The sequence below is a fragment of the Ruegeria sp. BHSA118 genome (assembly GCF_059613405.1).
Genome location: NZ_JBXWSM010000005.1, coordinates 73,650 through 92,357, shown reverse-complemented (window position 1 = coordinate 92,357; position 18,708 = coordinate 73,650). Strand labels below are relative to the sequence as shown.

24 protein-coding genes are annotated in these 18,708 nt (G+C 57.4%); 12 read left to right on the top strand and 12 right to left on the bottom strand.

The genetic code is table 11. The annotated features are described in order from the left end of the window. Positions 1-55: 55 nt before the first annotated feature. Both AC2FNN_RS03020 and AC2FNN_RS03015 read right to left on the bottom strand, forming a co-directional pair. A complete protein-coding gene (locus tag AC2FNN_RS03020) occupies positions 56-664 on the bottom strand; it encodes an HdeD family acid-resistance protein (protein ID WP_496756507.1) in 609 nt (202 codons plus the stop codon). 61 nt (positions 665-725) lie between these two features. Next, complete coding sequence (locus tag AC2FNN_RS03015; protein WP_496756525.1) at positions 726-1,424, bottom strand: NAD-dependent deacylase; 699 nt, start codon at positions 1,422-1,424, stop codon at positions 726-728. Positions 1,425-1,452: 28 nt separating this feature from the next. Here AC2FNN_RS03015 and AC2FNN_RS03010 point away from each other — a divergent pair, with 28 nt between their 5' ends. Then, positions 1,453-1,896, top strand: a complete 444-nt coding sequence (locus tag AC2FNN_RS03010; RefSeq protein ID WP_496756506.1) for a low molecular weight protein-tyrosine-phosphatase — start codon at positions 1,453-1,455, stop codon at positions 1,894-1,896. Here the strand turns inward: AC2FNN_RS03010 and AC2FNN_RS03005 are convergent. The 3 genes from AC2FNN_RS03005 to AC2FNN_RS02995 form a co-directional block, all read right to left on the bottom strand. Next, complete coding sequence (locus AC2FNN_RS03005) at positions 1,893-2,846, bottom strand: LysR family transcriptional regulator (RefSeq protein ID WP_496756504.1); 954 nt, start codon at positions 2,844-2,846, stop codon at positions 1,893-1,895. The genes AC2FNN_RS03010 and AC2FNN_RS03005 overlap by 4 nt on opposite strands. Before the next feature lie 65 nt (positions 2,847-2,911). After that, positions 2,912-3,220 (bottom strand): hypothetical protein, encoded by a 309-nt coding sequence (locus tag AC2FNN_RS03000; RefSeq protein WP_496756503.1) that lies wholly within the window; start codon positions 3,218-3,220, stop codon positions 2,912-2,914. Positions 3,221-3,467: 247 nt separating this feature from the next. Continuing rightward, positions 3,468-4,058, bottom strand: coding sequence for a hypothetical protein (locus tag AC2FNN_RS02995; RefSeq protein WP_496756502.1), 591 nt, complete (start codon positions 4,056-4,058; stop codon positions 3,468-3,470). 305 nt (positions 4,059-4,363) lie between these two features. Between AC2FNN_RS02995 and lepA the strand changes: the two genes are divergently transcribed. From lepA to AC2FNN_RS02970, 5 genes are all read left to right on the top strand, one after another. After that, a complete protein-coding gene (lepA, locus tag AC2FNN_RS02990; RefSeq protein ID WP_496756500.1) occupies positions 4,364-6,163 on the top strand; it encodes a translation elongation factor 4 in 1,800 nt (599 codons plus the stop codon). Positions 6,164-6,235: 72 nt separating this feature from the next. Further along, positions 6,236-7,456, top strand: a complete 1,221-nt coding sequence (locus AC2FNN_RS02985) for a helix-turn-helix domain-containing protein (protein WP_480900246.1) — start codon at positions 6,236-6,238, stop codon at positions 7,454-7,456. Positions 7,457-8,029: 573 nt separating this feature from the next. Further along, on the top strand, positions 8,030-8,383 hold the full coding sequence (locus AC2FNN_RS02980; protein ID WP_496756498.1) for a hypothetical protein: 354 nt from the start codon (positions 8,030-8,032) through the stop codon (positions 8,381-8,383). Positions 8,384-8,465: 82 nt separating this feature from the next. After that, positions 8,466-8,786, top strand: coding sequence for a hypothetical protein (locus AC2FNN_RS02975; protein ID WP_209547005.1), 321 nt, complete (start codon positions 8,466-8,468; stop codon positions 8,784-8,786). A gap of 107 nt (positions 8,787-8,893) precedes the next feature. After that, entirely contained in the window at positions 8,894-9,343 is a 450-nt protein-coding gene (locus AC2FNN_RS02970; RefSeq protein ID WP_496756496.1) for a hypothetical protein, read from the top strand. Positions 9,344-9,443: 100 nt separating this feature from the next. On the opposite strand, the gene AC2FNN_RS02965 is transcribed toward AC2FNN_RS02970, so the two are convergent. The 3 genes from AC2FNN_RS02965 to AC2FNN_RS02955 form a co-directional block, all read right to left on the bottom strand. Continuing rightward, a complete protein-coding gene (locus AC2FNN_RS02965) occupies positions 9,444-9,860 on the bottom strand; it encodes a type II toxin-antitoxin system Phd/YefM family antitoxin (RefSeq protein WP_496756494.1) in 417 nt (138 codons plus the stop codon). 828 nt (positions 9,861-10,688) lie between these two features. Next, positions 10,689-10,826, bottom strand: a complete 138-nt coding sequence (locus tag AC2FNN_RS02960) for an entericidin A/B family lipoprotein (RefSeq protein ID WP_224857344.1) — start codon at positions 10,824-10,826, stop codon at positions 10,689-10,691. 62 nt (positions 10,827-10,888) lie between these two features. Continuing rightward, positions 10,889-11,230, bottom strand: coding sequence for an ArsR/SmtB family transcription factor (locus tag AC2FNN_RS02955; RefSeq protein ID WP_496756492.1), 342 nt, complete (start codon positions 11,228-11,230; stop codon positions 10,889-10,891). A gap of 368 nt (positions 11,231-11,598) precedes the next feature. On the opposite strand from AC2FNN_RS02955, the gene AC2FNN_RS02950 reads away from it, so the two are divergent. The 6 genes from AC2FNN_RS02950 (at position 11,599) to AC2FNN_RS02925 (ending at position 15,482) form a co-directional block, all read left to right on the top strand. Then, positions 11,599-12,231, top strand: coding sequence for an ATP-dependent Clp protease proteolytic subunit (locus AC2FNN_RS02950; RefSeq protein ID WP_496756490.1), 633 nt, complete (start codon positions 11,599-11,601; stop codon positions 12,229-12,231). Positions 12,232-12,362: 131 nt separating this feature from the next. Continuing rightward, positions 12,363-13,631 (top strand): ATP-dependent Clp protease ATP-binding subunit ClpX, encoded by a 1,269-nt coding sequence (clpX, locus tag AC2FNN_RS02945; RefSeq protein WP_171117645.1) that lies wholly within the window; start codon positions 12,363-12,365, stop codon positions 13,629-13,631. A 196-nt stretch (positions 13,632-13,827) separates the two neighbouring features. Next, positions 13,828-14,190, top strand: a complete 363-nt coding sequence (locus tag AC2FNN_RS02940) for a RidA family protein (RefSeq protein ID WP_496756488.1) — start codon at positions 13,828-13,830, stop codon at positions 14,188-14,190. A gap of 79 nt (positions 14,191-14,269) precedes the next feature. Then, positions 14,270-14,653 (top strand): NADH:ubiquinone oxidoreductase subunit NDUFA12, encoded by a 384-nt coding sequence (locus AC2FNN_RS02935; protein ID WP_496756487.1) that lies wholly within the window; start codon positions 14,270-14,272, stop codon positions 14,651-14,653. A gap of 11 nt (positions 14,654-14,664) precedes the next feature. Further along, on the top strand, positions 14,665-15,117 hold the full coding sequence (mlaD, locus tag AC2FNN_RS02930) for an outer membrane lipid asymmetry maintenance protein MlaD (protein WP_496756486.1): 453 nt from the start codon (positions 14,665-14,667) through the stop codon (positions 15,115-15,117). Next, complete coding sequence (locus AC2FNN_RS02925; protein ID WP_496756485.1) at positions 15,114-15,482, top strand: DUF2155 domain-containing protein; 369 nt, start codon at positions 15,114-15,116, stop codon at positions 15,480-15,482. The genes mlaD and AC2FNN_RS02925 overlap by 4 nt, the downstream gene beginning before the upstream one ends. Here the strand turns inward: AC2FNN_RS02925 and aat are convergent. From aat to AC2FNN_RS02905, 4 genes are all read right to left on the bottom strand, one after another. Then, positions 15,437-16,069 carry a leucyl/phenylalanyl-tRNA--protein transferase gene (aat, locus tag AC2FNN_RS02920; protein ID WP_496756523.1) on the bottom strand — a complete coding sequence of 211 codons (633 nt, stop codon included), beginning with the start codon at positions 16,067-16,069 and terminating at the stop codon, positions 15,437-15,439. The genes AC2FNN_RS02925 and aat overlap by 46 nt on opposite strands. 48 nt (positions 16,070-16,117) lie before the next feature. Then, entirely contained in the window at positions 16,118-17,467 is a 1,350-nt protein-coding gene (gene accC, locus AC2FNN_RS02915; protein WP_496756484.1) for an acetyl-CoA carboxylase biotin carboxylase subunit, read from the bottom strand. Positions 17,468-17,476: 9 nt separating this feature from the next. Beyond that, positions 17,477-17,968, bottom strand: coding sequence for an acetyl-CoA carboxylase biotin carboxyl carrier protein (gene accB, locus AC2FNN_RS02910; protein WP_496756482.1), 492 nt, complete (start codon positions 17,966-17,968; stop codon positions 17,477-17,479). A gap of 151 nt (positions 17,969-18,119) precedes the next feature. Then, on the bottom strand, positions 18,120-18,656 hold the full coding sequence (locus AC2FNN_RS02905) for a LuxR C-terminal-related transcriptional regulator (RefSeq protein WP_152457352.1): 537 nt from the start codon (positions 18,654-18,656) through the stop codon (positions 18,120-18,122). Between the last annotated feature and the right edge of the window lie 52 nt (positions 18,657-18,708).

Below are 18,708 nucleotides of genomic sequence, written 5' to 3'. Positions count from 1 at the left end.
CCATGCGACAGGCCGGGCATTTCCCGGCCTGTTGTTCCTGCGGCCGCCGCCGGTGCTATTTGTTGACGGTTTTCATACCGACACGGTCACCGGCCTGGCGGAATCGGGACGCCAGCCAGAACATGACCGCGGCAATGGCCAGCGCCGAAAAGGCAATGCCCCATCCCAGTGCAACAAGCGCGACCGCTGGCCAGATCATCAAAACAAGCCCGACCACAAGCGCAACGAAACCCGAAACGCGCATGGAGCCGCGTTGGGGGTCTCTCTCGTGCATTTGCCCGGATGCCGCCAGCGAGCCGATCCCGATGATCAGCACCCATGCGCCCATCAGGAAAAAGGCGAGTTTGACCGTGCCTTCCGGCCAGATCAACAGGACAAGCCCGATCAGAAGCGCACCGATTGCAGCGCCACCCATCACCCCGCGCCGCCCCACGCCCAAAAGCGTCAGGCCGCCATCGAGGATCAGCAGCACACCAACCAGCCGCAGCAGCAACGCGATGCTGCCAGACGGCCAGAACAGCGCTGCAATGCCGACAAGCCCGGCCAATACTCCGCGCAGCAGAAAGGTCCACCACAGGCTGGAAAGCTGCTCGCCCAGCATGTCGCGCCCGGCCATGCTGCCTTCATCCAGAATTTCACCAGTCCGGGGGTCCTGATCCGTCATGTCTTGTCCTCCAGTCGTTTCGGGGGCAGTCTAACCGTATTAAGCGTGTGTTGTCTGTACCTTAAGTAAAGGGCGCAAGCAGGTGCCCGACCCATCGCGGAACTGTCTGGGTCGCTTTGCCGACAAGTCTTTCATCAAACCCGGATGCGCCCGGCGACGGTTCCAGATTGATCTCGATCGTCCGAGCGCCCGCCGCTTGTGCCTCGTGCACGAACGCCGCCGCCGGATAAACCTGACCCGAGGTGCCAATGGCGGCAAAAAGCGACGCGCTGGCCAGATGGTCATAAATTTCGTCCATGAAATAGGGCATTTCACCAAACCAGACCACATCGGGCCGGGCCGTGGGCCGCGTACAGGCGGGGCAGGATTCCCCAACCGCCATCTCGGGCGGGGCGGTCCAGCGATGGCCGCAGGCTGAACACAACGCACCCGCCAACGTTCCGTGCATGTGGATGACATCCTTTGCGCCGCCCGCCTCGTGCAGGCTGTCCACGTTCTGGGTTACGATCACGACGTCCCCGGGCCAGTCCCGTTGCAGCCGGGCCAGTGCTTCATGAGCGGCATTGGGTTGAACTTCTGAGGCCTGAACCCGCCGCGCATTGTAAAACCCTTGAACCAGTGCGGGGTCGCGGGCGAATCCTTCCGGTGTGGCGACATCCTCGATGCGGTGCTGGGCCCATAATCCACCCTCATCGCGAAAGGTGCTCAACCCGCTTTCGGCGGATATTCCGGCCCCGGTCAGAATCACGATCTTTTCCATTTCTCCTCCGCGCGGTACAGCTTGGTGCATGTCACACCGTATCCTCTTTGTCTGCCTGGGCAATATTTGCCGTTCCCCCGCGGCAGAGGGCGTTTTTCGCGCCCGCGCGCCGCATCACGTAACCGATAGTGCCGGAACCATGGGCTGGCACGCGGGGAACCCGCCCTATGGCCCGATGCAGGCAGCCGCGAAGGTCAGAGGAATCGATCTGGGCGACCTGCGTGCCCGTCAGTTCACTACTGCCGATTTCGACCGCTTCGACCTGATCCTGGGCATGGACGCCAACAACATCGCGGATATCGAGGATCTGCGCCCTGCCGGCAGTGACACCCCGGTGCGCCTGCTGACCGATTTCGCCCCTGAAACCGGCGCGGATCATGTGCCTGACCCATACTACACACGGGATTTCGACGGCGCGCTGGACCTGATCGAGACAGCGGTTGACGGCCTTGCTGCCTATCTGGACAGTTAACCGCCGATCACCCGCAGCGATCCGCTCAGCCAGGGCAGTTTGGCCAAAGCCGGGTCGACGATCTGGTTCTGCATCAGACGCCGGGTCATGCCCGCCACCTCCTGCGGCACCTGATCGGACCAGCCCGTTCGCGCCAGCAATGATATGCTGCGCGAGAAATCCCCGAACGGGGCAGGGTGGGCCTCCAGCCCGTCATGAAACCGCGCCGCGCGCATGAAGCCCAGCGGCGTCGTGATCGCCCAACCCAGACCCCGCGCAACCATGGCCATCAGCGCCATGTGCGAGCCGATCTCGAACCGTTCCTCGAACTCCTGCGCGCCGCGCGCCATATGCGCCTCGATCTGCCGGCTGATCAGCTGCTCGCGGGCATATCGCAGATACGGCAGGCTGTTCTGCACCGCCTCCACCCCGCCCGACCCTTGAGGTGCAACCAGAATGAACGGATCCCGGACCAAAGGGTACTCGACCACCCCCTCCAGCACTTCTCCGCTATGGGCGGTGACCGCCATATGCAGGCGTTGTTCGGCCAGGGCCCCGAACAGATCGAGGCTCGACAGGGTGATCAGTTTGAAATTCGATCGGGTCAGACTGTCTGCCAGCAACGTGGCCAGCCGCGGGGTCAGATCATTGTCGAAATCGTCGATCAGCCCGATGGACAGCGTGGTCAGATGCCCCAGATCCATGACCGACAATTCGCTTTGTGCCATTTGCAGCTCGGCCAGAACCGCCTCGGCACGCACCAGAAAGCTGCGCCCGGCCTGCGTCAGGCGCATCGGTCGGCGCCCGTGATCGACCAGTTCGGTGCCCAGAGCCTTTTCCAGATTGCGCAACTGTTGGGAGACAGATGGCTGGCTGAGCCCCGTGATCTCGGCGGCCTGCGCCACCGATCCCGTCCGCGCCAACGCCTCGAACACCTCAAGGCCCCGCAGGGTCAGCCCTTTCATTACCATGCAATTTACCTTTCGCTGCGCCTTTCTGGGACGCAGCGTGGATCAGGTCAAGCATTCTGAATGGGTTAGCTGCAGATCGCCTGCGCCATCTGGCCAAAGTTCTGGTACCGATCCCACAGCGCATCATCGCGCGCGGATTTCGACATCTTCAGTACCTGCGCCTGATGCGGGTCCTTGAACCATTTCGCCACGGTCTTCTGATCACTTCGCGTCAACGCCTGATCCGCCACGCGCTGAATGCAGCTGCACCGGTCCCGCGTCGCGGCCGAGCGGTCCGACGCCATGCACGCCTGTCTGATCTGCGCCGCATCCGCGACCTGAACCACCGCCGTCAGCGATGCCGCACAAAATGCGATAATGAGGAACTGTTTCATACTCGAGCCTCGTTTTTGCCTGCCCGGACGGGTCTGACGCCCCTCTCGGTCTGCGGCGGAGTATGAATCAAACGGGCGCGCGGATCAATCATACGTTGCGAAAAAGTGATTGCACGAGCCGGAAACGATACAATCCCACCACCCCCGTAGGCCGGGCTTCAGCCCGGCACCGGTTGTGACAGGCCGAAAAGAGTCGCAGTGCCTCAGGTTCAGACCGAATGCTATTGAGAAAGTACGGTCTGTGACTTCATTGATGAGAGCAATAACCGACCTCCACGTATAGTGAATCGTTGTAGGGAGCGTTTCTTCTTAAATCGAACATGTAGTCATTTCCGACCGAAAATGCTCCACCCGGGTGGAAGTGTACGCCCCCGCAGTGCACAGATGCCAAAAATCCATTTTCAACGTAGATTTCAGTGCATTTTCTTGTGATGGGGTTTGTGACGGAATTTTTGGCTGTTTCAAAAGTTTGCCAGCAACGTTGCAGGAATTTCTCTGATTGCGTTTCGTAATCCAACTCGTCTGAAAGAGAGACTTTACAAAAGTTGTGATCATCTGGATCAACTTTCCAGAACTGGTATCGACTGGTGCTAAAGTTCTCAGAAATCCATTCTGAGTCTTTGTAGTTGAAGCCTTTGGACTGGACCCCCACACATTCAACACGAGTTCCTATGCTAATCTCGTAGTCGGTGGGGTTATCTAGTGATGGAGTCGCCTTCTCGTCGGCCAGGGCAACCTCTTCGCCCCAAGAGTCGACTATTGCGTTCACATCCTTCGCAAACAAGGAAGCTGGAAGAATAGTGAGACCGATAAAAATAGAAACATAATCAAATTTCATAACGTGTATTGTCCTGATTGAATGTGTTGCACGTTTGTCCTTGGAGCACGTTAAGTCAATTCCAAGCAAGCAAATCACAGCACAAAGGCCTATAGCACAATCAGAGACCAGCATTTTACGTAAGCAGGCATCAAAGGAGATGGAATATGATGACTACAAGTAGACCAACAGCTTAATGTTCTTAAGATGTTCCGTCGACTCGAAAGCGTCAGGTTTGGCACTGCGTTAGAAAGAAGATTTGCAGTTTGTATCGCGTTCATCATCCACCTTGACCAACCCACGATTCCTCTACATATCCCCAACCCATGACAGACCTCGCTCATATCCGCAATTTCTCCATCGTCGCGCATATCGACCATGGCAAATCCACCCTTGCTGACCGGCTCATTCAAGAGACCGGAACGGTCAAGGATCGCGACATGAAGGAACAGCTGCTCGACAGCATGGATATCGAGCGCGAACGTGGCATCACCATCAAGGCCAACACGGTTCGCATCGACTATACCGCCGACAATGGCGAGCAATACGTGCTGAACCTGATCGACACCCCCGGCCATGTGGACTTCGCCTATGAGGTCAGCCGGTCGATGCGCGCAGTCGAAGGCTCGCTGCTGGTCGTGGACTCGACCCAGGGGGTCGAGGCGCAGACGCTGGCCAACGTGTATCAAGCCATCGACGCGGATCATGAGATCGTGCCGGTGCTCAACAAGATCGACCTGCCTGCGTCGGACTGCGACCGCGTGGCCGAACAGATCGAGGATGTGATCGGCATCGACGCGACCGATGCCATTCAGGTCAGCGCCAAGACGGGGCAGGGCATCCACGAGACGCTTGAAGCGATCGTGAAACATCTGCCCGCACCGAAGGGCACTCTGGACGCGCCGCTCAAGGCGATGCTGGTGGATTCGTGGTACGATGCCTATCTGGGCGTGATCGTTCTGGTCCGCATCATGGACGGCACGCTGAAAAAGGGGATGCGGGTCAAGTTCATGTCGAACAACACCCTGCACCATGTCGACCGCGTTGGCGTCTTCCGCCCCGAGATGCAGATGGTCGACAGCCTTGGCCCAGGCGAGATCGGCTTCCTGACCGCCTCGATCAAGCAGGTCCGCGACACCCGCGTCGGTGACACCATCACCAATGACCGCAACGGGACCGAAGTCGCCCTGCCGGGCTTCAAACCCGCGCAACCGGTGGTGTTCTGTGGCTTGTTCCCGGTGGATTCAGCCGAATTCGAAGACCTGCGCGACGCAATCGACAAACTGGCGCTGAACGACGCCAGCTTCAGTTTTGAAATGGAAACCTCGGCCGCGCTGGGCTTTGGCTTCCGCTGCGGCTTCCTTGGCCTGTTGCACCTCGAGGTCATCCGCGACCGCATCGAACGCGAATACGATATCGAGCTCATCACCACCGCGCCCAGCGTGATCTATCACGTCTACATGAAAGACGGCGCGATGATCGAGCTGCACAACCCCGCCGACATGCCCGACCCCTCGAAGGTCGACCATATCGAGGAGCCGCGCATCAAGGCGACCATCCTTGTGCCGGATGAATACCTCGGCGATGTGCTGAAACTCTGCCAGGACCGCCGCGGCATCCAGATGGACCTGACCTATGCGGGTCAGCGCGCCATGGTCGTCTATGACCTGCCGCTGAACGAGGTTGTCTTTGACTTCTACGACCGCCTGAAATCGGTGACCAAGGGCTATGCCAGCTTCGACTACCAGATGACCGGCTACCGTCAGGACGCGCTGGTCAAGATGTCGATCCTTGTGAATGACGAACCGGTCGATGCTCTGTCGACCATGGTTCACCGCGACCGGGCCGAGATGCGGGGCCGGGCGATGTGCGAAAAGCTCAAGGACCTGATCCCGCGCCACATGTTCAAAATCCCGATTCAGGCGGCCATCGGAGGCAAGGTCATCGCGCGCGAAACCCTCTCGGCCCTGCGCAAGGACGTGACGGCGAAGTGCTACGGAGGCGACGCCACGCGGAAACGCAAACTGCTGGACAAGCAGAAGGCGGGTAAGAAGAAGATGCGCCAGTTCGGGAAGGTGGATATACCTCAGGAGGCGTTTATTTCAGCGCTGAAGATGGATGGATAATTCTTAGTTCGTGTAGTTGAAATCATATTCTGACAACTATATATTTTTAAAAAATATTTTTGAGGACAGAGTATGGATGACGGCCCATCGTTAGGAGTGTACGACTACTATTCTGCGGTTCTTGATGACTTCGATGCGTTCATTGAGCGCGGCATGTCTCGTTTTGATAGGCAGGCTTTCGCGTCGCTGCGAAGACGAACTTTTGCGCAACATATTTGGGCTGAAGCTGCTAGTGTATCGGCAGGAACTATCAGTAATTGGGAGCGCGGAGTTACCGTGCCCGATAGAGCTTATCGGAGAGCATTGATTTTGGCAGCGGAGGAACTCCGCGAAGAATATCGGTCGATGATCTTGTTTGATGATGTTGACCAAGGTCTCTTAATCGATCCAATCCAGACAAAACAGGAACTCAAACGGTCCATCCTTCGAGCTGCGCTAACTGATTTTGACTTGGATGCTGATGGTCGCCAAATTGTTCCAATTCCGTTCCGATCAGACTCACTGGACTATGAAGCCGATGAGTTTGTGTCTGATCGTTCGAACCTCCTAGAATCGCTAAACAAGCAAGCTGACGCCTTAATTGAAGAGTTGGCTGTCGGCTCAAATGTCGAATCCGATAAATTCATCAGACAACTGGAGCGCTATAAATCGGAATGTGCTCAAGATGAACCGAACCCGAGGCTATTGAACCGTTGGGGGCAGATCATCTCGAGAGGAGCGAACTCCGAAGATTTCAAAGCCGCCGTAAATCACTGGGACGATGAAGCGTTCCAAGGGTTTGAGCGAGATCATCTGGAGCTGATGCGGCTATACTTCCGCGAAGCGCTTGCTCGTGCTCAAGAGATCGACGCGGCACAACTTATTGCTGATGCGGAGATTGATGATGGGACACAATTCTCTGAGATTGCGAGCATGATGGAGAACGCAGTTGCTGCTGATGGAGAACCGCTTGTAGACAATTCTGTTCCAACAATCCTTAGGGATATTGCCAACGAAATGCGCGAATTGTCTGACGGAATTGTCTTCACTCAAAGTGAAGAGCGTAAAAAAGTTCTTAGACGGCGGCTTTCTGAGGCGTTTAAAACTGGATCTATTTATGTCGGACGCTTTGTGTTCTGCACGGCGCTGGTTGCTGCGGTCGCGAACCCAGTAACCGTTGGCTACGTTGGGAGCATTGCTTCGATTATCGGTGTTATTGAGATAGCTTCTCCGGGAACGGTTCGTTCAAAGTACGAAAAACTGAGAGAGATGTTCCCGATTCTACCTCCTTTGCCTGAGATAAAGAAGAAGTAGCTAGCTTACTTGCTTATTTGTTAAAGCCATCCGCCCGGCGGCACCGCCGGGCCGCGCCGACCCGCCCCCGTCAAACCAAAGGTTTGCCTCCGGCAAAACGGGCGGCGCGTTTGCGCCTCCCCTCGGGTCGGCGCTGCCCTCGTCGCCCTTGATCAACCGTTGCAATCGCGTTTGCGTTCCCGGGGCTCCGACCGTTCGTGGCCGGTGGTGCAGGTCCAGAAAACTAAAAAAATATCAAAATGACACTTGCAGCAAGGCTCCAGCCTGTTAACCTTTGTTAACGTTTTGATTTATTGGTAAAACTGGAGTTTCAAATGCGTCATTTCTTTCTGCTGGCAGTCATAACTACACTTGCCGCAACGACGGCTTTCGCGCATGGGGGCGGATGCCGGAAAGATTCACCTCCGGGGCAATGCTGCCACGCTGGCTCAAAGCCCTATCACTGCCATTGAATTTGCAGGGCGGGCGTCCTCCCGCCCTACAGTTGTGGAACGAATGTTCGAATTTCGGAGATACCACAATCGATGCTACACTCCCCCCATTCCAATTAATTGATAAACAGGGGGAATTGTCATGGATCAGACTCTGCGTTCAAGAACATCGATGGGCCGACTGGATCATTACTATTACATCATGCGGACGACAATTTTTGCCTATGTGGCGCTCGCTGCCATTATCGGGTTTGGCGCTCAAGGGATTTCGCTTGTTCTGATTGTTCTGGTCATTGCCACTGCGGCTTTTGGCATTCTGGCAGGCAGCACAGCTTTGGCCGATGTCGCGAACCTGCGGGACGACATGGATGAGGACATGGCGGCGTCGAATTTTGGCAAGGGTGTCAAGTCGCACAACATGAAAGGCTTGATCCTGACGTCAAATGTGTTGCTCGGCCTGATCGGGCTGGCCGAACTCATCGCGATTGTGTTCTGACCGGGTCTGTAACCAACCTCACAGCCCCAACTTCGCCCGCCTGCTAGTGTTGACCTAACGGCAACCTTGGCAGGAGGCCCAGATGTCCACATCCATGATCCCCATCATCGCCCTCGGATCGGCGGGTCTCTATTCCGTGGCCATGATCTCGATGAAGTTTTGGTGGAAAATTCCCGGTGTTGGCCTGACCCTTCTGATTGTTGCCACGCTGCTGGCCGCCGCAACGCTGGAACTTGCTGCGCTGCGCAACGAACGATTGGGCATCATCTATACCGGCATTCTAGGGGCCGAGGTCGTGCTGATCGCCATCGCCTCGTATTTCCTGTTTGGCGAGAACTTTTCCTATCGCGAGGGGATTGGCATCGCGCTGGTCATTGTCGGGACAGCTCTGGCCTGGGCCTGAAACTCCATTCTAAGCCCCTGCTGAACCAATCATGAAGTTTCCCTAAGGTAAGTTGTAACGGCCACGCGCCCTCCCAATCTGTTGACCAGACGAAAAGGAGAGAGCCCATGACCAGATTTATGACTGCCGGAGCAGCCGCTTTGGCCACGACCCTCACCCTTGGAACGGCCGCGCTGGCCGATACCACGCCCGACCTGCGCGGCACCTGGCTGGGGTCCTACACGACCGTCCAGCCCAGCCATCACTACAAAGGCGATCAGCCCCGCTTCAACCAGGCCGAATGGATGCTGGATGTCCAGATGCAGGAAGACAACGTCTTTTGGGGGCCCAGCAAGTGGCGCCGCGATGGCGATACCGAGTGGAATGAATACGAGGCCACCGGCACCATCAGCCTCGATGGGACGGGCAGTATCGGCATCGTCGAAACCTCACCTCTGCTGATCGGCGCGAATGCGTTGATCGATGCGCGGTACGAAGATGGCAAGATCTTTGCCGATTTCCGTAGCCTGCGGAACGGAACGACCTACAGCACCGTTCTGGAACGTCAGGTGAACTGAAGCGTGTCCGGCCCGGGCGATTGTAGGGGGTAAGTACCGCTGCTGCGATTTTGACTGCGGCGGAGGTTAGTAGGTTGCCACGCGCGGGTCGGACCGCTTCTCAAAAACGGAACAATCGTCTCCACAGCGAGGAGACGGGCCGGGCGGCAACTTCACCGCCTGCGACAGGATCCAGACCGCCCCGCGCAAGAATGCGGCGTTCCTCGGCACGGGTCATCTGGATCTCGCGAACCTTCAGCGCGGCTTCGCGCGCGGTGACATAGCTGCCGTCCGGTCCCGGTTCCATTCCGGGGATGTTGCGCCCCCGCGACCACATCCCGCGAATGCCCGACAGCGGGTGTTTCCACCCGATTTCGTCATCATCCTGCAAATGCCAGATCCGCTTCGCCTCGGCGACCGAGACCAGAGCGGCCAGCGGTTTGCCGTGCCGGGTCAGAATGATCACTTCGCGCTGGTCCTGTGCGCGGGTGACCAGAGCGCCCAAATTGGCGCGCGCATGGGAAATGGTGCAACGCATCGGCGAATCTCCGTATATACGATTCGAAAGATTGGTGGTCCGAGAGTTGTACAAATCCTGCAATTCTCAACTAATGGCGCGTGCGGTGGCCTTTGCGCCCGCAGCATTGGGCCCAAAATCGGAGTCAGGTTCAGGCCTGAAAATTTCCCGTGACAAACATGCGTGGAGTCGAAACTTCTCGGATTATCCACAAAGATTTCCCGGCAGATACCAACAGTTTATCCCCGTCTAATTTTCATGCTGCGGTGCTATTTTCTTGTCAGATACAAGGCGTGCTGCAACAGTCTGAGCACCACACAGGTTCTTAGGAACCGAAGGTGGGACGCAAAGGCCCGGGGGTCTTGGCAGAGAGACCGGATCTTAGGATTTGCGTTGAACTGCAATGGCTTACCGGTGGGTGATCAGCCGAACGAGGGTTTCGTGCCCAGGTCGGATGGCCACCTTCTCAGAAGGCCGATGCACGCTGCGATGTTCCTTCGGGGACAAGGCGGCCGTTGCAGTCTCTCAGGGGGCTGTAGCAACTGGATCGGGTGCTCTTCGGAGCGCATCGAACCGGTAAGGCGTCAGGAGTGTCCGAAAGGATGCATGCAAAGACCGCGTCTGCGCACCTGGCGCCTTTTCCTTTGCCGGATTTCGGTTTCATACAGGCTACCACTCACCCCTGCCGAAAGGGACCGGGGCTCTTCTGCGTGTGCGAAAGAGCCCCGATTTAGCGTCAGATGATGCAATGCCGCGTCTATGCACCTGTAAGGGCAAGTTACCGCGGCATGCCATGTCTTTCAACTATATATCGGTGAAAGGTCCACGCGCGGCGCAAAATAAAGTGTGTTACAGGCTTTCCTGCACGTCGGTTGCTGCGCCCTGGATGGCATCTCCGGCTTTTTCGATATCCCTGCCGGCACCCTTGGCGGTTTCGCAGGCAGTCAGTGCAAACAGGCTCAGGCCCATCAGAATTACGCGGATCATGTTCGTCTCCCTTGGTGCTCGATCATTTTTCGGTAGCACCTTTTTTCAGCCGGAGCCAGTTCCTAGGTCGGGCCGTCGCCGCAGAAGAGCTCGTAAACGACTTCGAGCATGCGGCGTGGACGATCATCCGCCAGACGATAATAGATGGCTTTGCCTTCCCTGCGAGGTATCACCAGCCCTTCAAGTCGCAAACGGGAAAGCTGTTGTGAAACAGCGGCTTGCCTGGCGGACAGCAATTCTTCCAGTTCGGTGACGGATTTTTCACCGGACACCAGATGGCAGAGGATCATCAATCTGCCTTCGTGGCTTATCGCTTTGAGAAAATTGGATGCGCGTGTCGCGTTTGTGACCATGCGGTCAAAATCTTCTTTTGACATGTCTTGGGACAGCTGAGGAAGTGCCATCGATTGAGTTCCTTGCAAACCCGTTGGCCGGGCGTTGTTTCCGTTACGTAAAGAGACGTGAGTGTGAGACCCTTCAGTACATGTTTCGTACATTCATTTCCATATGTATGAATCAAAATAGCGTGATGTATGAAAGGGAAGTTCGAATTGAACCTTGCCGAAACTCGGGGTGAGCGATGATCCACCTGTAGATGATTGGCGGATCGGTGCCGGAAACAACAGATGGTTTGTCTTGACGATTGATGATGATCGACATTCGGTCAGCGTTCTCACTTGCCCCCCTTGCAGCCCCCCTTAGCCGACACTAAGACTCAGGTAACACTTGTTGGGATATTGTCCCGATCCATAGCTAAACAGGCAGGTTACGAATGTTCGATCCCGTAGAAACCTACATGAATACACTAGTCCCCATGGTCGTTGAGCAGACCAGCCGGGGCGAGCGCGCCTATGATATTTTCTCTCGCCTGCTGAAAGAGCGGATCATATTCATCAACGGACCGATCCATGATGGGATGAGCCATCTTGTTGTGGCGCAATTGCTGCACCTCGAAGCGGAAAACCCCAACAAGGAAATCTCGATCTACATCAACTCGCCCGGCGGAGTGGTAACCAGCGGTTTGTCGATTTACGACACAATGCAATACATCAAGCCGAAATGTTCCACATTGGTGATCGGTCAGGCGGCCTCGATGGGATCGGTCCTGCTGGCCGGGGGCGAGAAGGGAATGCGCTTTTCACTGCCCAACAGCCGCATCATGGTGCACCAGCCCAGTGGCGGGTACCAGGGCCAGGCCAGTGACATCATGATTCACGCGGCCGAGACCCAAAAACTGAAGGATCGCTTGTATGACATCTACGTACGTCATACGGGACAGACGAAAAAGGCGGTCGAAAAAGCGCTGGATCGTGACAATTTCATGAGCCCGGAACAGGCCAAGGAATGGGGTCACATCGACGAGATCGTCGAAAACCGAGCGAAAATGGACACGGAAGAGGCCTGAGGCCGATACCCCGCGTCACCGGCGCGGGGGTCATTTTGAGATTGTAGCCGCCAGAGTGCTGGCCTAAGCTGCACACACAGGTGTAAGCGCCCCCGAAAAGGGGCGCAGGGACGAAGCCCGAAAGGTAGATCATGGCGACGAATTCAGGCGGCGATGGGAAAAACACGCTCTACTGCAGCTTCTGTGGCAAAAGCCAGCATGAAGTCCGTAAGCTGATCGCAGGCCCCACGGTTTTCATCTGTGATGAATGTGTTGAACTGTGCATGGACATCATCCGCGAAGAGACCAAGGCCAGCGGGCTGAAGTCATCTGACGGTGTTCCGACGCCCAAGGATATCTGCGAAGTTCTGGACGATTATGTAATCGGTCAGGCCACGGCAAAGCGGGTTCTGTCGGTTGCCGTTCACAACCATTACAAGCGTTTGAACCATGCACAGAAAGCGGGCAGCGATATCGAACTGGCAAAGTCGAATATCCTGCTGATCGGTCCGACCGGTTGCGGTAAAACGCTGCTGGCGCAAACGCTGGCGCGTATTCTGGACGTGCCGTTTACCATGGCTGACGCGACCACTCTGACCGAAGCCGGCTATGTGGGTGAGGATGTCGAAAACATCATTCTCAAGCTGTTGCAGGCGAGTGAATACAACGTCGAACGTGCGCAGCGCGGCATCGTCTATATCGATGAGGTCGACAAGATCACCCGCAAATCCGAAAACCCGTCGATCACGCGTGACGTATCCGGTGAGGGTGTGCAGCAGGCGCTGCTGAAACTGATGGAAGGCACCGTGGCCAGCGTTCCGCCGCAGGGCGGCCGCAAGCATCCTCAGCAGGAATTTCTGCAAGTGGACACGACGAACATTCTGTTCATCTGTGGCGGTGCATTCGCGGGTCTGGACAAGATCATCGCGCAACGTGGCAAAGGCTCGGCCATGGGCTTTGGTGCCGATGTGCGTGACAATGATGACCGCGGTGTGGGTGAGATATTCAAGGATCTGGAACCCGAGGATCTGCTGAAATTCGGACTGATCCCGGAATTCGTCGGTCGTCTGCCCGTTCTGGCGACGCTTGAGGACTTGGATGAAGACGCACTGGTGACCATCCTGACCAAGCCCAAGAACGCATTGGTCAAGCAATACCAGCGTCTGTTCGAACTGGAAGATGTTGAGCTGGGATTCACCGATGACGCGCTGAAGGCAATTGCCAAGAAAGCCATTGAGCGCAAGACCGGTGCGCGCGGCCTGCGGTCTATTCTCGAGGATATCCTGCTGGACACCATGTTCGAACTGCCGGGCATGAAAAATGTCAGCGAGGTTGTGGTGAACGAAGAGGCGGTAATGTCCGACGCGCAGCCGCTGTTCATCTATGCCGATGCGGCCAAGGAATCGGCCTCGGCGGGTTGAGGACGGGCTTTTGCCGCGACGGTGGGGCTTCAGTTGAACCGGTTCAGGGGGCTCTGCCCCCGCTGCCCTTTGGGCATCTCCCCCGGGATATTTGTAGCCAGATGAAGCTGTGGATCCGTCGCTCGCACATATGAGTGTCGGTGTAGTTAGGCGGTGGAAGCTTAAGCAAGTTTTCGAACAACAAAGGTGACGGATTTTGGCAGTGAAGCGCATTTCTTCGGGCGGTGAGTTTGAGGCGAAAGTCGGCTATTGCCGCGCAGTGGTTGCGGGCGGCTGGGTTCATGTCGCCGGGACCGTCGGGCAGGGCGAGGGCGTGGTGGCGCAATGCCGGTCTGCGCTGGACATCATCGGCAAGGCGCTGGCTGAGGCAGGCGCTGGTTTTGAAGATGTGGTTCGGGTCACCTACATGTTGCCGGACCGCAATGAGTTTGCGCCGTGCTGGCCGGTTCTGGCCGAGACGTTTGGCGCCAATCCACCGGCTGCGACGATGATCGAATGCGGTTTGATTGATCCGAAATACAGGATCGAGATCGAAGTGACCGCCTTTCTGCCGGAGTGACGCAGGTGGTATCAGGGGCACTGGACCTTGGCGGGCCTTTGGTCCATACCTTTCTTCGACGAAATGCCGGAGGCACCCGATGGGAATCCTGAACAGTCTTTTGCGAGCCGTGACCTGGTGGAATGGGTCGACTTTGAACACTCAGATCTACACTGCACGCAAGGGCGTGAAAGTGGGCGAAGACAATGAAGGCAACGTCTTTTACCGCAATGCCGATGACAGCAAGCGTTGGGTTATCTTCAATGGCGAGGCCGAAGCCAGCCGGGTTGATCCTGAATGGCATGGTTGGTTGCATCGCACTTGGGACGAGCCTCCGACAGATAGACCGCTGCCGCATAAATCCTGGGAAAAACCACATCAGGAAAACCTGACCGGCACTGCGCTGGCCTATGCTCCTGCCGGATCTCTGCGTCGCGCGGAACCGGTTGAACGTAAGGACTATGAGGCCTGGAGCCCGGAATAGACGAGGCGATAATGTCGACCCATAACTGGACCGAAGTTCTTGTCGGCGGCGTCGTATTGGCCGGTGCCGTGGCATTTGGTGTCTATGCCAGCCAATCGACGGGCTTGTCGCAAGGGACCGCTGGATATGAACTGGGTGCGTCTTTCAGATCACTGGAGGGTGTGGGTGTTGGCACGGACGTGCGCCTTGCGGGCGTCAAGATCGGAACCGTGACAGGCGTCACCCTGAACCCGGATACCTACCGCGCTGACACGACTTTCACGATTGCGGACGGCATTCTGGTGCCGGACGACAGTGCCATTGTCATTTCCTCAGAAGGATTGCTGGGGGGCAATTTTGTCGAGGTGATGCCAGGTGGGTCGCCATTCTACTTTGATCCCGGCGATGAGATCGAGGATACGCAGGGCGCGGTCAGCCTGATTTCGCTGCTGGTCAAGTTCGTAGCTGGAGACGGCAGCGAATGATACGCGCCGCGTTTCTTGCCTTGTTGCTGGCCGGCACTGGTGCGGCTGCGCAGCAGAAAGTTCAATCTGGACCCGGGGCAATGTTGCGGGGCCTGGACAAGGTGAACGGCCAGACTGTCGATGTTGAATTGCAGATCGGCGCGACGGCAGCGATTTTTGGGCTGGATGTTGCCTTGGGAGATTGCCGTTATCCCGTTGACAATCCAACGGGTGACGCGTTCGCCTATCTGACCATCTGGGAGAGCGGAAAGGCCGATCAGCTGTTTGATGGTTGGATGATCGCAACCTCCCCCGCGTTAAATGCGCTGGATCACGCGCGTTATGACGTTTGGGTCATACGGTGTATCACATCCGCCGCCGACTGATTCAGCGGTGCCGAGAAATCGGCGCTGTGGTTCAGGGCCTCTTCCAGCTCTTTCTTGTAGGCGCCGCGCGGAATTTCGATTGCGCCCAAAGAGGCCAGATGCGCTGTCAGAAACTGCGTATCAAACAGACGGAACCCGGTTTGCCTCAGGCGGTCCACAAGATAGGCGAGGGCGATTTTCGAGGCGTCCTTGCGCCTTGAAAACATGCTTTCACCAAAGAATGCCGCGCCCAGGGTTACGCCATAGACGCCGCCCACCAGCGTGTTGTTTTCCCAGACTTCCAGTGAATGCGCATGCCCGGTTTGGTGCAACTGGCGGTACAGGTCATGAAGTTCGGCGTTGATCCAGGTATCTGCCCTGTCGGCGCACCCGTCGACGACGCTGGAAAAGTCCTGGTCGATCGAGATATCGAACCCGCAGTTTCGGATACGGCGCGCCAGGCTTCGAGAAATGTGGAATCCGTCCAGTGGAAAGACGCCGCGGAACTTGGGATCGACCCAAAACAGGTCGGGGTCATCGCGATGCTCGGCCATCGGAAAGATACCGATGGAATAACCATGCAACAAAAGTTCGGGGGACAGGCTCATGTCAGGTATGAGGCAACCGGAGGGCATGGGCCCTCCGGTCCTTGGTGACTATTGTTCCATGTTCTCCGCAAGCCAGCGCTCCAGCCAGTGGATGTTGTACTCGCCGCTGTGCAGATCGGGTTCCTGCAACAAGGCGTGGAACAGGGGCACGGTGGTGTCGATACCGTCGACGATCAACTCTCCCAACGCGCGTTCCAGACGTGCCAGTGCTTCGGCCCGGTCGCGGCCCTGCACGATCAGCTTGCCAATCAGCGAGTCGTAATAGGGCGGGATCGAATAGCCGTCATAAAGCGCCGAATCCATCCGCACGCCCAGGCCGCCCGGCGCGTGATAGGCCGTGATCTTGCCGGGGCAGGGCGAAAAATTCGGCAGCTTTTCTGCGTTGATCCGAACCTCGATGGCGTGACCGTTGATCTTCAGATCGTCCTGACCGAATGACATCGGTTCACCCGCTGCGACAAGGATTTGCTCGCGCACCAGATCGACGCCAAAGATCCCTTCGGTGACCGGGTGTTCCACCTGAAGGCGGGTGTTCATCTCGATGAAATAGAACTCGCCCTTTTCATACAGGAACTCGATGGTGCCAGCGCCGATATAGTTGATCTTGGCCACCGCGTCGGCGCAGATCTTGCCGATCCGGGCGCGCTCTTCGGCGGTGATGCAGGGGCCGGGGGCCTCTTCAAAGACCTTCTGGTGACGGCGTTGCAACGAACAATCGCGTTCGCCCAGATGAACCGCATTTCCCTTGCCGTCGCCAAAGACCTGAATCTCGATATGGCGCGGCGTGGTCAGGTATTTCTCGATATAGACCTCGTCATTGCCAAAGGCGGCCTTGCCTTCGGCGCGCGCGGTCATGAAGGCGCTTTCCATCTCGTTCGCGTTCATCGCGACTTTCATGCCGCGACCGCCGCCACCAGCCGTGGCTTTGATGATGACCGGATAGCCGAATTCCTCACCGATCTTCTTGGCCGTCGCAAGATCAGGTACGCCGCCGTCTGATCCCGGCACGCAAGGCACGCCCAGAGCCTTCATCGTGTCTTTGGCAGTGATCTTGTCGCCCATGACGCGGATGTGTTCCGCGGTGGGGCCAATGAACGTGATGCCATGATCTTCGACGATCTGCACGAACTCGGCGTTTTCGGACAAAAAGCCATAGCCGGGATGGATCGCCTGCGCGCCGGTGATCTCACAGGCCGAGATGATTGCGGGCACCGACAGATAGCTTTGCGGGCTGGGCGGGGGGCCGATGCAGACCGATTCGTCCGCCATGCGCACATGCATTGCGTCGCTGTCGGCGGTGGAGTGGACGGCAACCGTCTTTATCCCCATCTCGCGCGCGGCGCGGATGACGCGCAGGGCGATCTCGCCTCGGTTGGCAATCAGGATCTTGTCGAACATGGGCCCGCCTTACTCGATGATGACCAGAGGGGTGCCGAACTCAACAGCGTCGCCATCGCCCACCAGCACGCGCTTGATGATGCCCGATTTGGGGGCGTGGATGTGGTTCATGGTCTTCATCGCTTCGACGATCAGCAGCGTGTCGCCTTCGGAAACGGAAGCGCCGACCGAGATAAATGCGGGTGCGCCGGGCTCGGGCTGCATGTAGACGGTTCCAACCATGGGAGAGGTCACGGCGCCAGGGTGGCTGGCCGGATCTTCCTGGGCGGCAGGGGCTTCGGCCACGGCAGGCGCAGCCGCGGCAGGAGCTGGTGCCGCCGCAGGGGCGGCCACCTGAACCGGAGCGGCCACGGTTTGTGTCATACGGCTGACGCGCACGTTCAGGCTGTCTTCTTCGCCATATTCGCGTTTGACCTGCAACTCGGTCAGATCGTTTTCGCGCAGCAACTCGGCCAGAGCCTTGATGAATGCCACATCCGCTTCGTGTTTGGTGTCTGTCATGAGTATCCTCGACGGTTCCCCTTTGGCCCGTCTGTTTCTTGCGGGCTCTGATCAAATTACGCAGGGTTATAGGCTAAGCGGCGGTGCATGAAAAGCGCCGACTCGCACCATCACAGGCGGGAATCCCGTATAATTTAAAGGGGCGGACAGGTTACAGAGGCATCCCTGACAATTTGGCGACAAGCTCGGACAGTTTGCGGGCGCCGAACTTCTCAAGCAGGCGGGCGCGATAGGCTTCGATTGTGCGGTAACTCAGGCCCAGTTCAGCGCCGATTTCCTTGGCGGACAGGCCGCGGCAGGACAGGATCGCCACTTCGCGTTCTCGAACGGTCAATTCGACAAGGGGGCGTTCTTCCGAGATGTCGGAAAAGCTCCAGATTCCATGTCGGAACGGGTCATCGGGCGTCAAAGAGCGGCCACGGGCGCGGCACCAGAACAGATCGCCATTGCGGCGCCGCATGACGCGTTCATCCGTATAGTACCCGGTGTCTCGCATCACTTGCAGGCTGCGTTCCCCGATCCTTTCCCAATCCGCGACCGAGGGATAGAGGTGCAACAGCGGCATGTTGCGGTAATCGGCCTCTTCCCCGCCGAAGGTGCGGGCGAATTGCAGATTGCAGCGTCTGATGATCCGGTTTTCCAGCTCAACAAGCCCGATCGGTGCATATTCAAAGGCGGGGTCACTCATCCGCTTATCGTGCCGGGAAACCACGCGGAATTGAAGGGGAGATGCGGTTTCT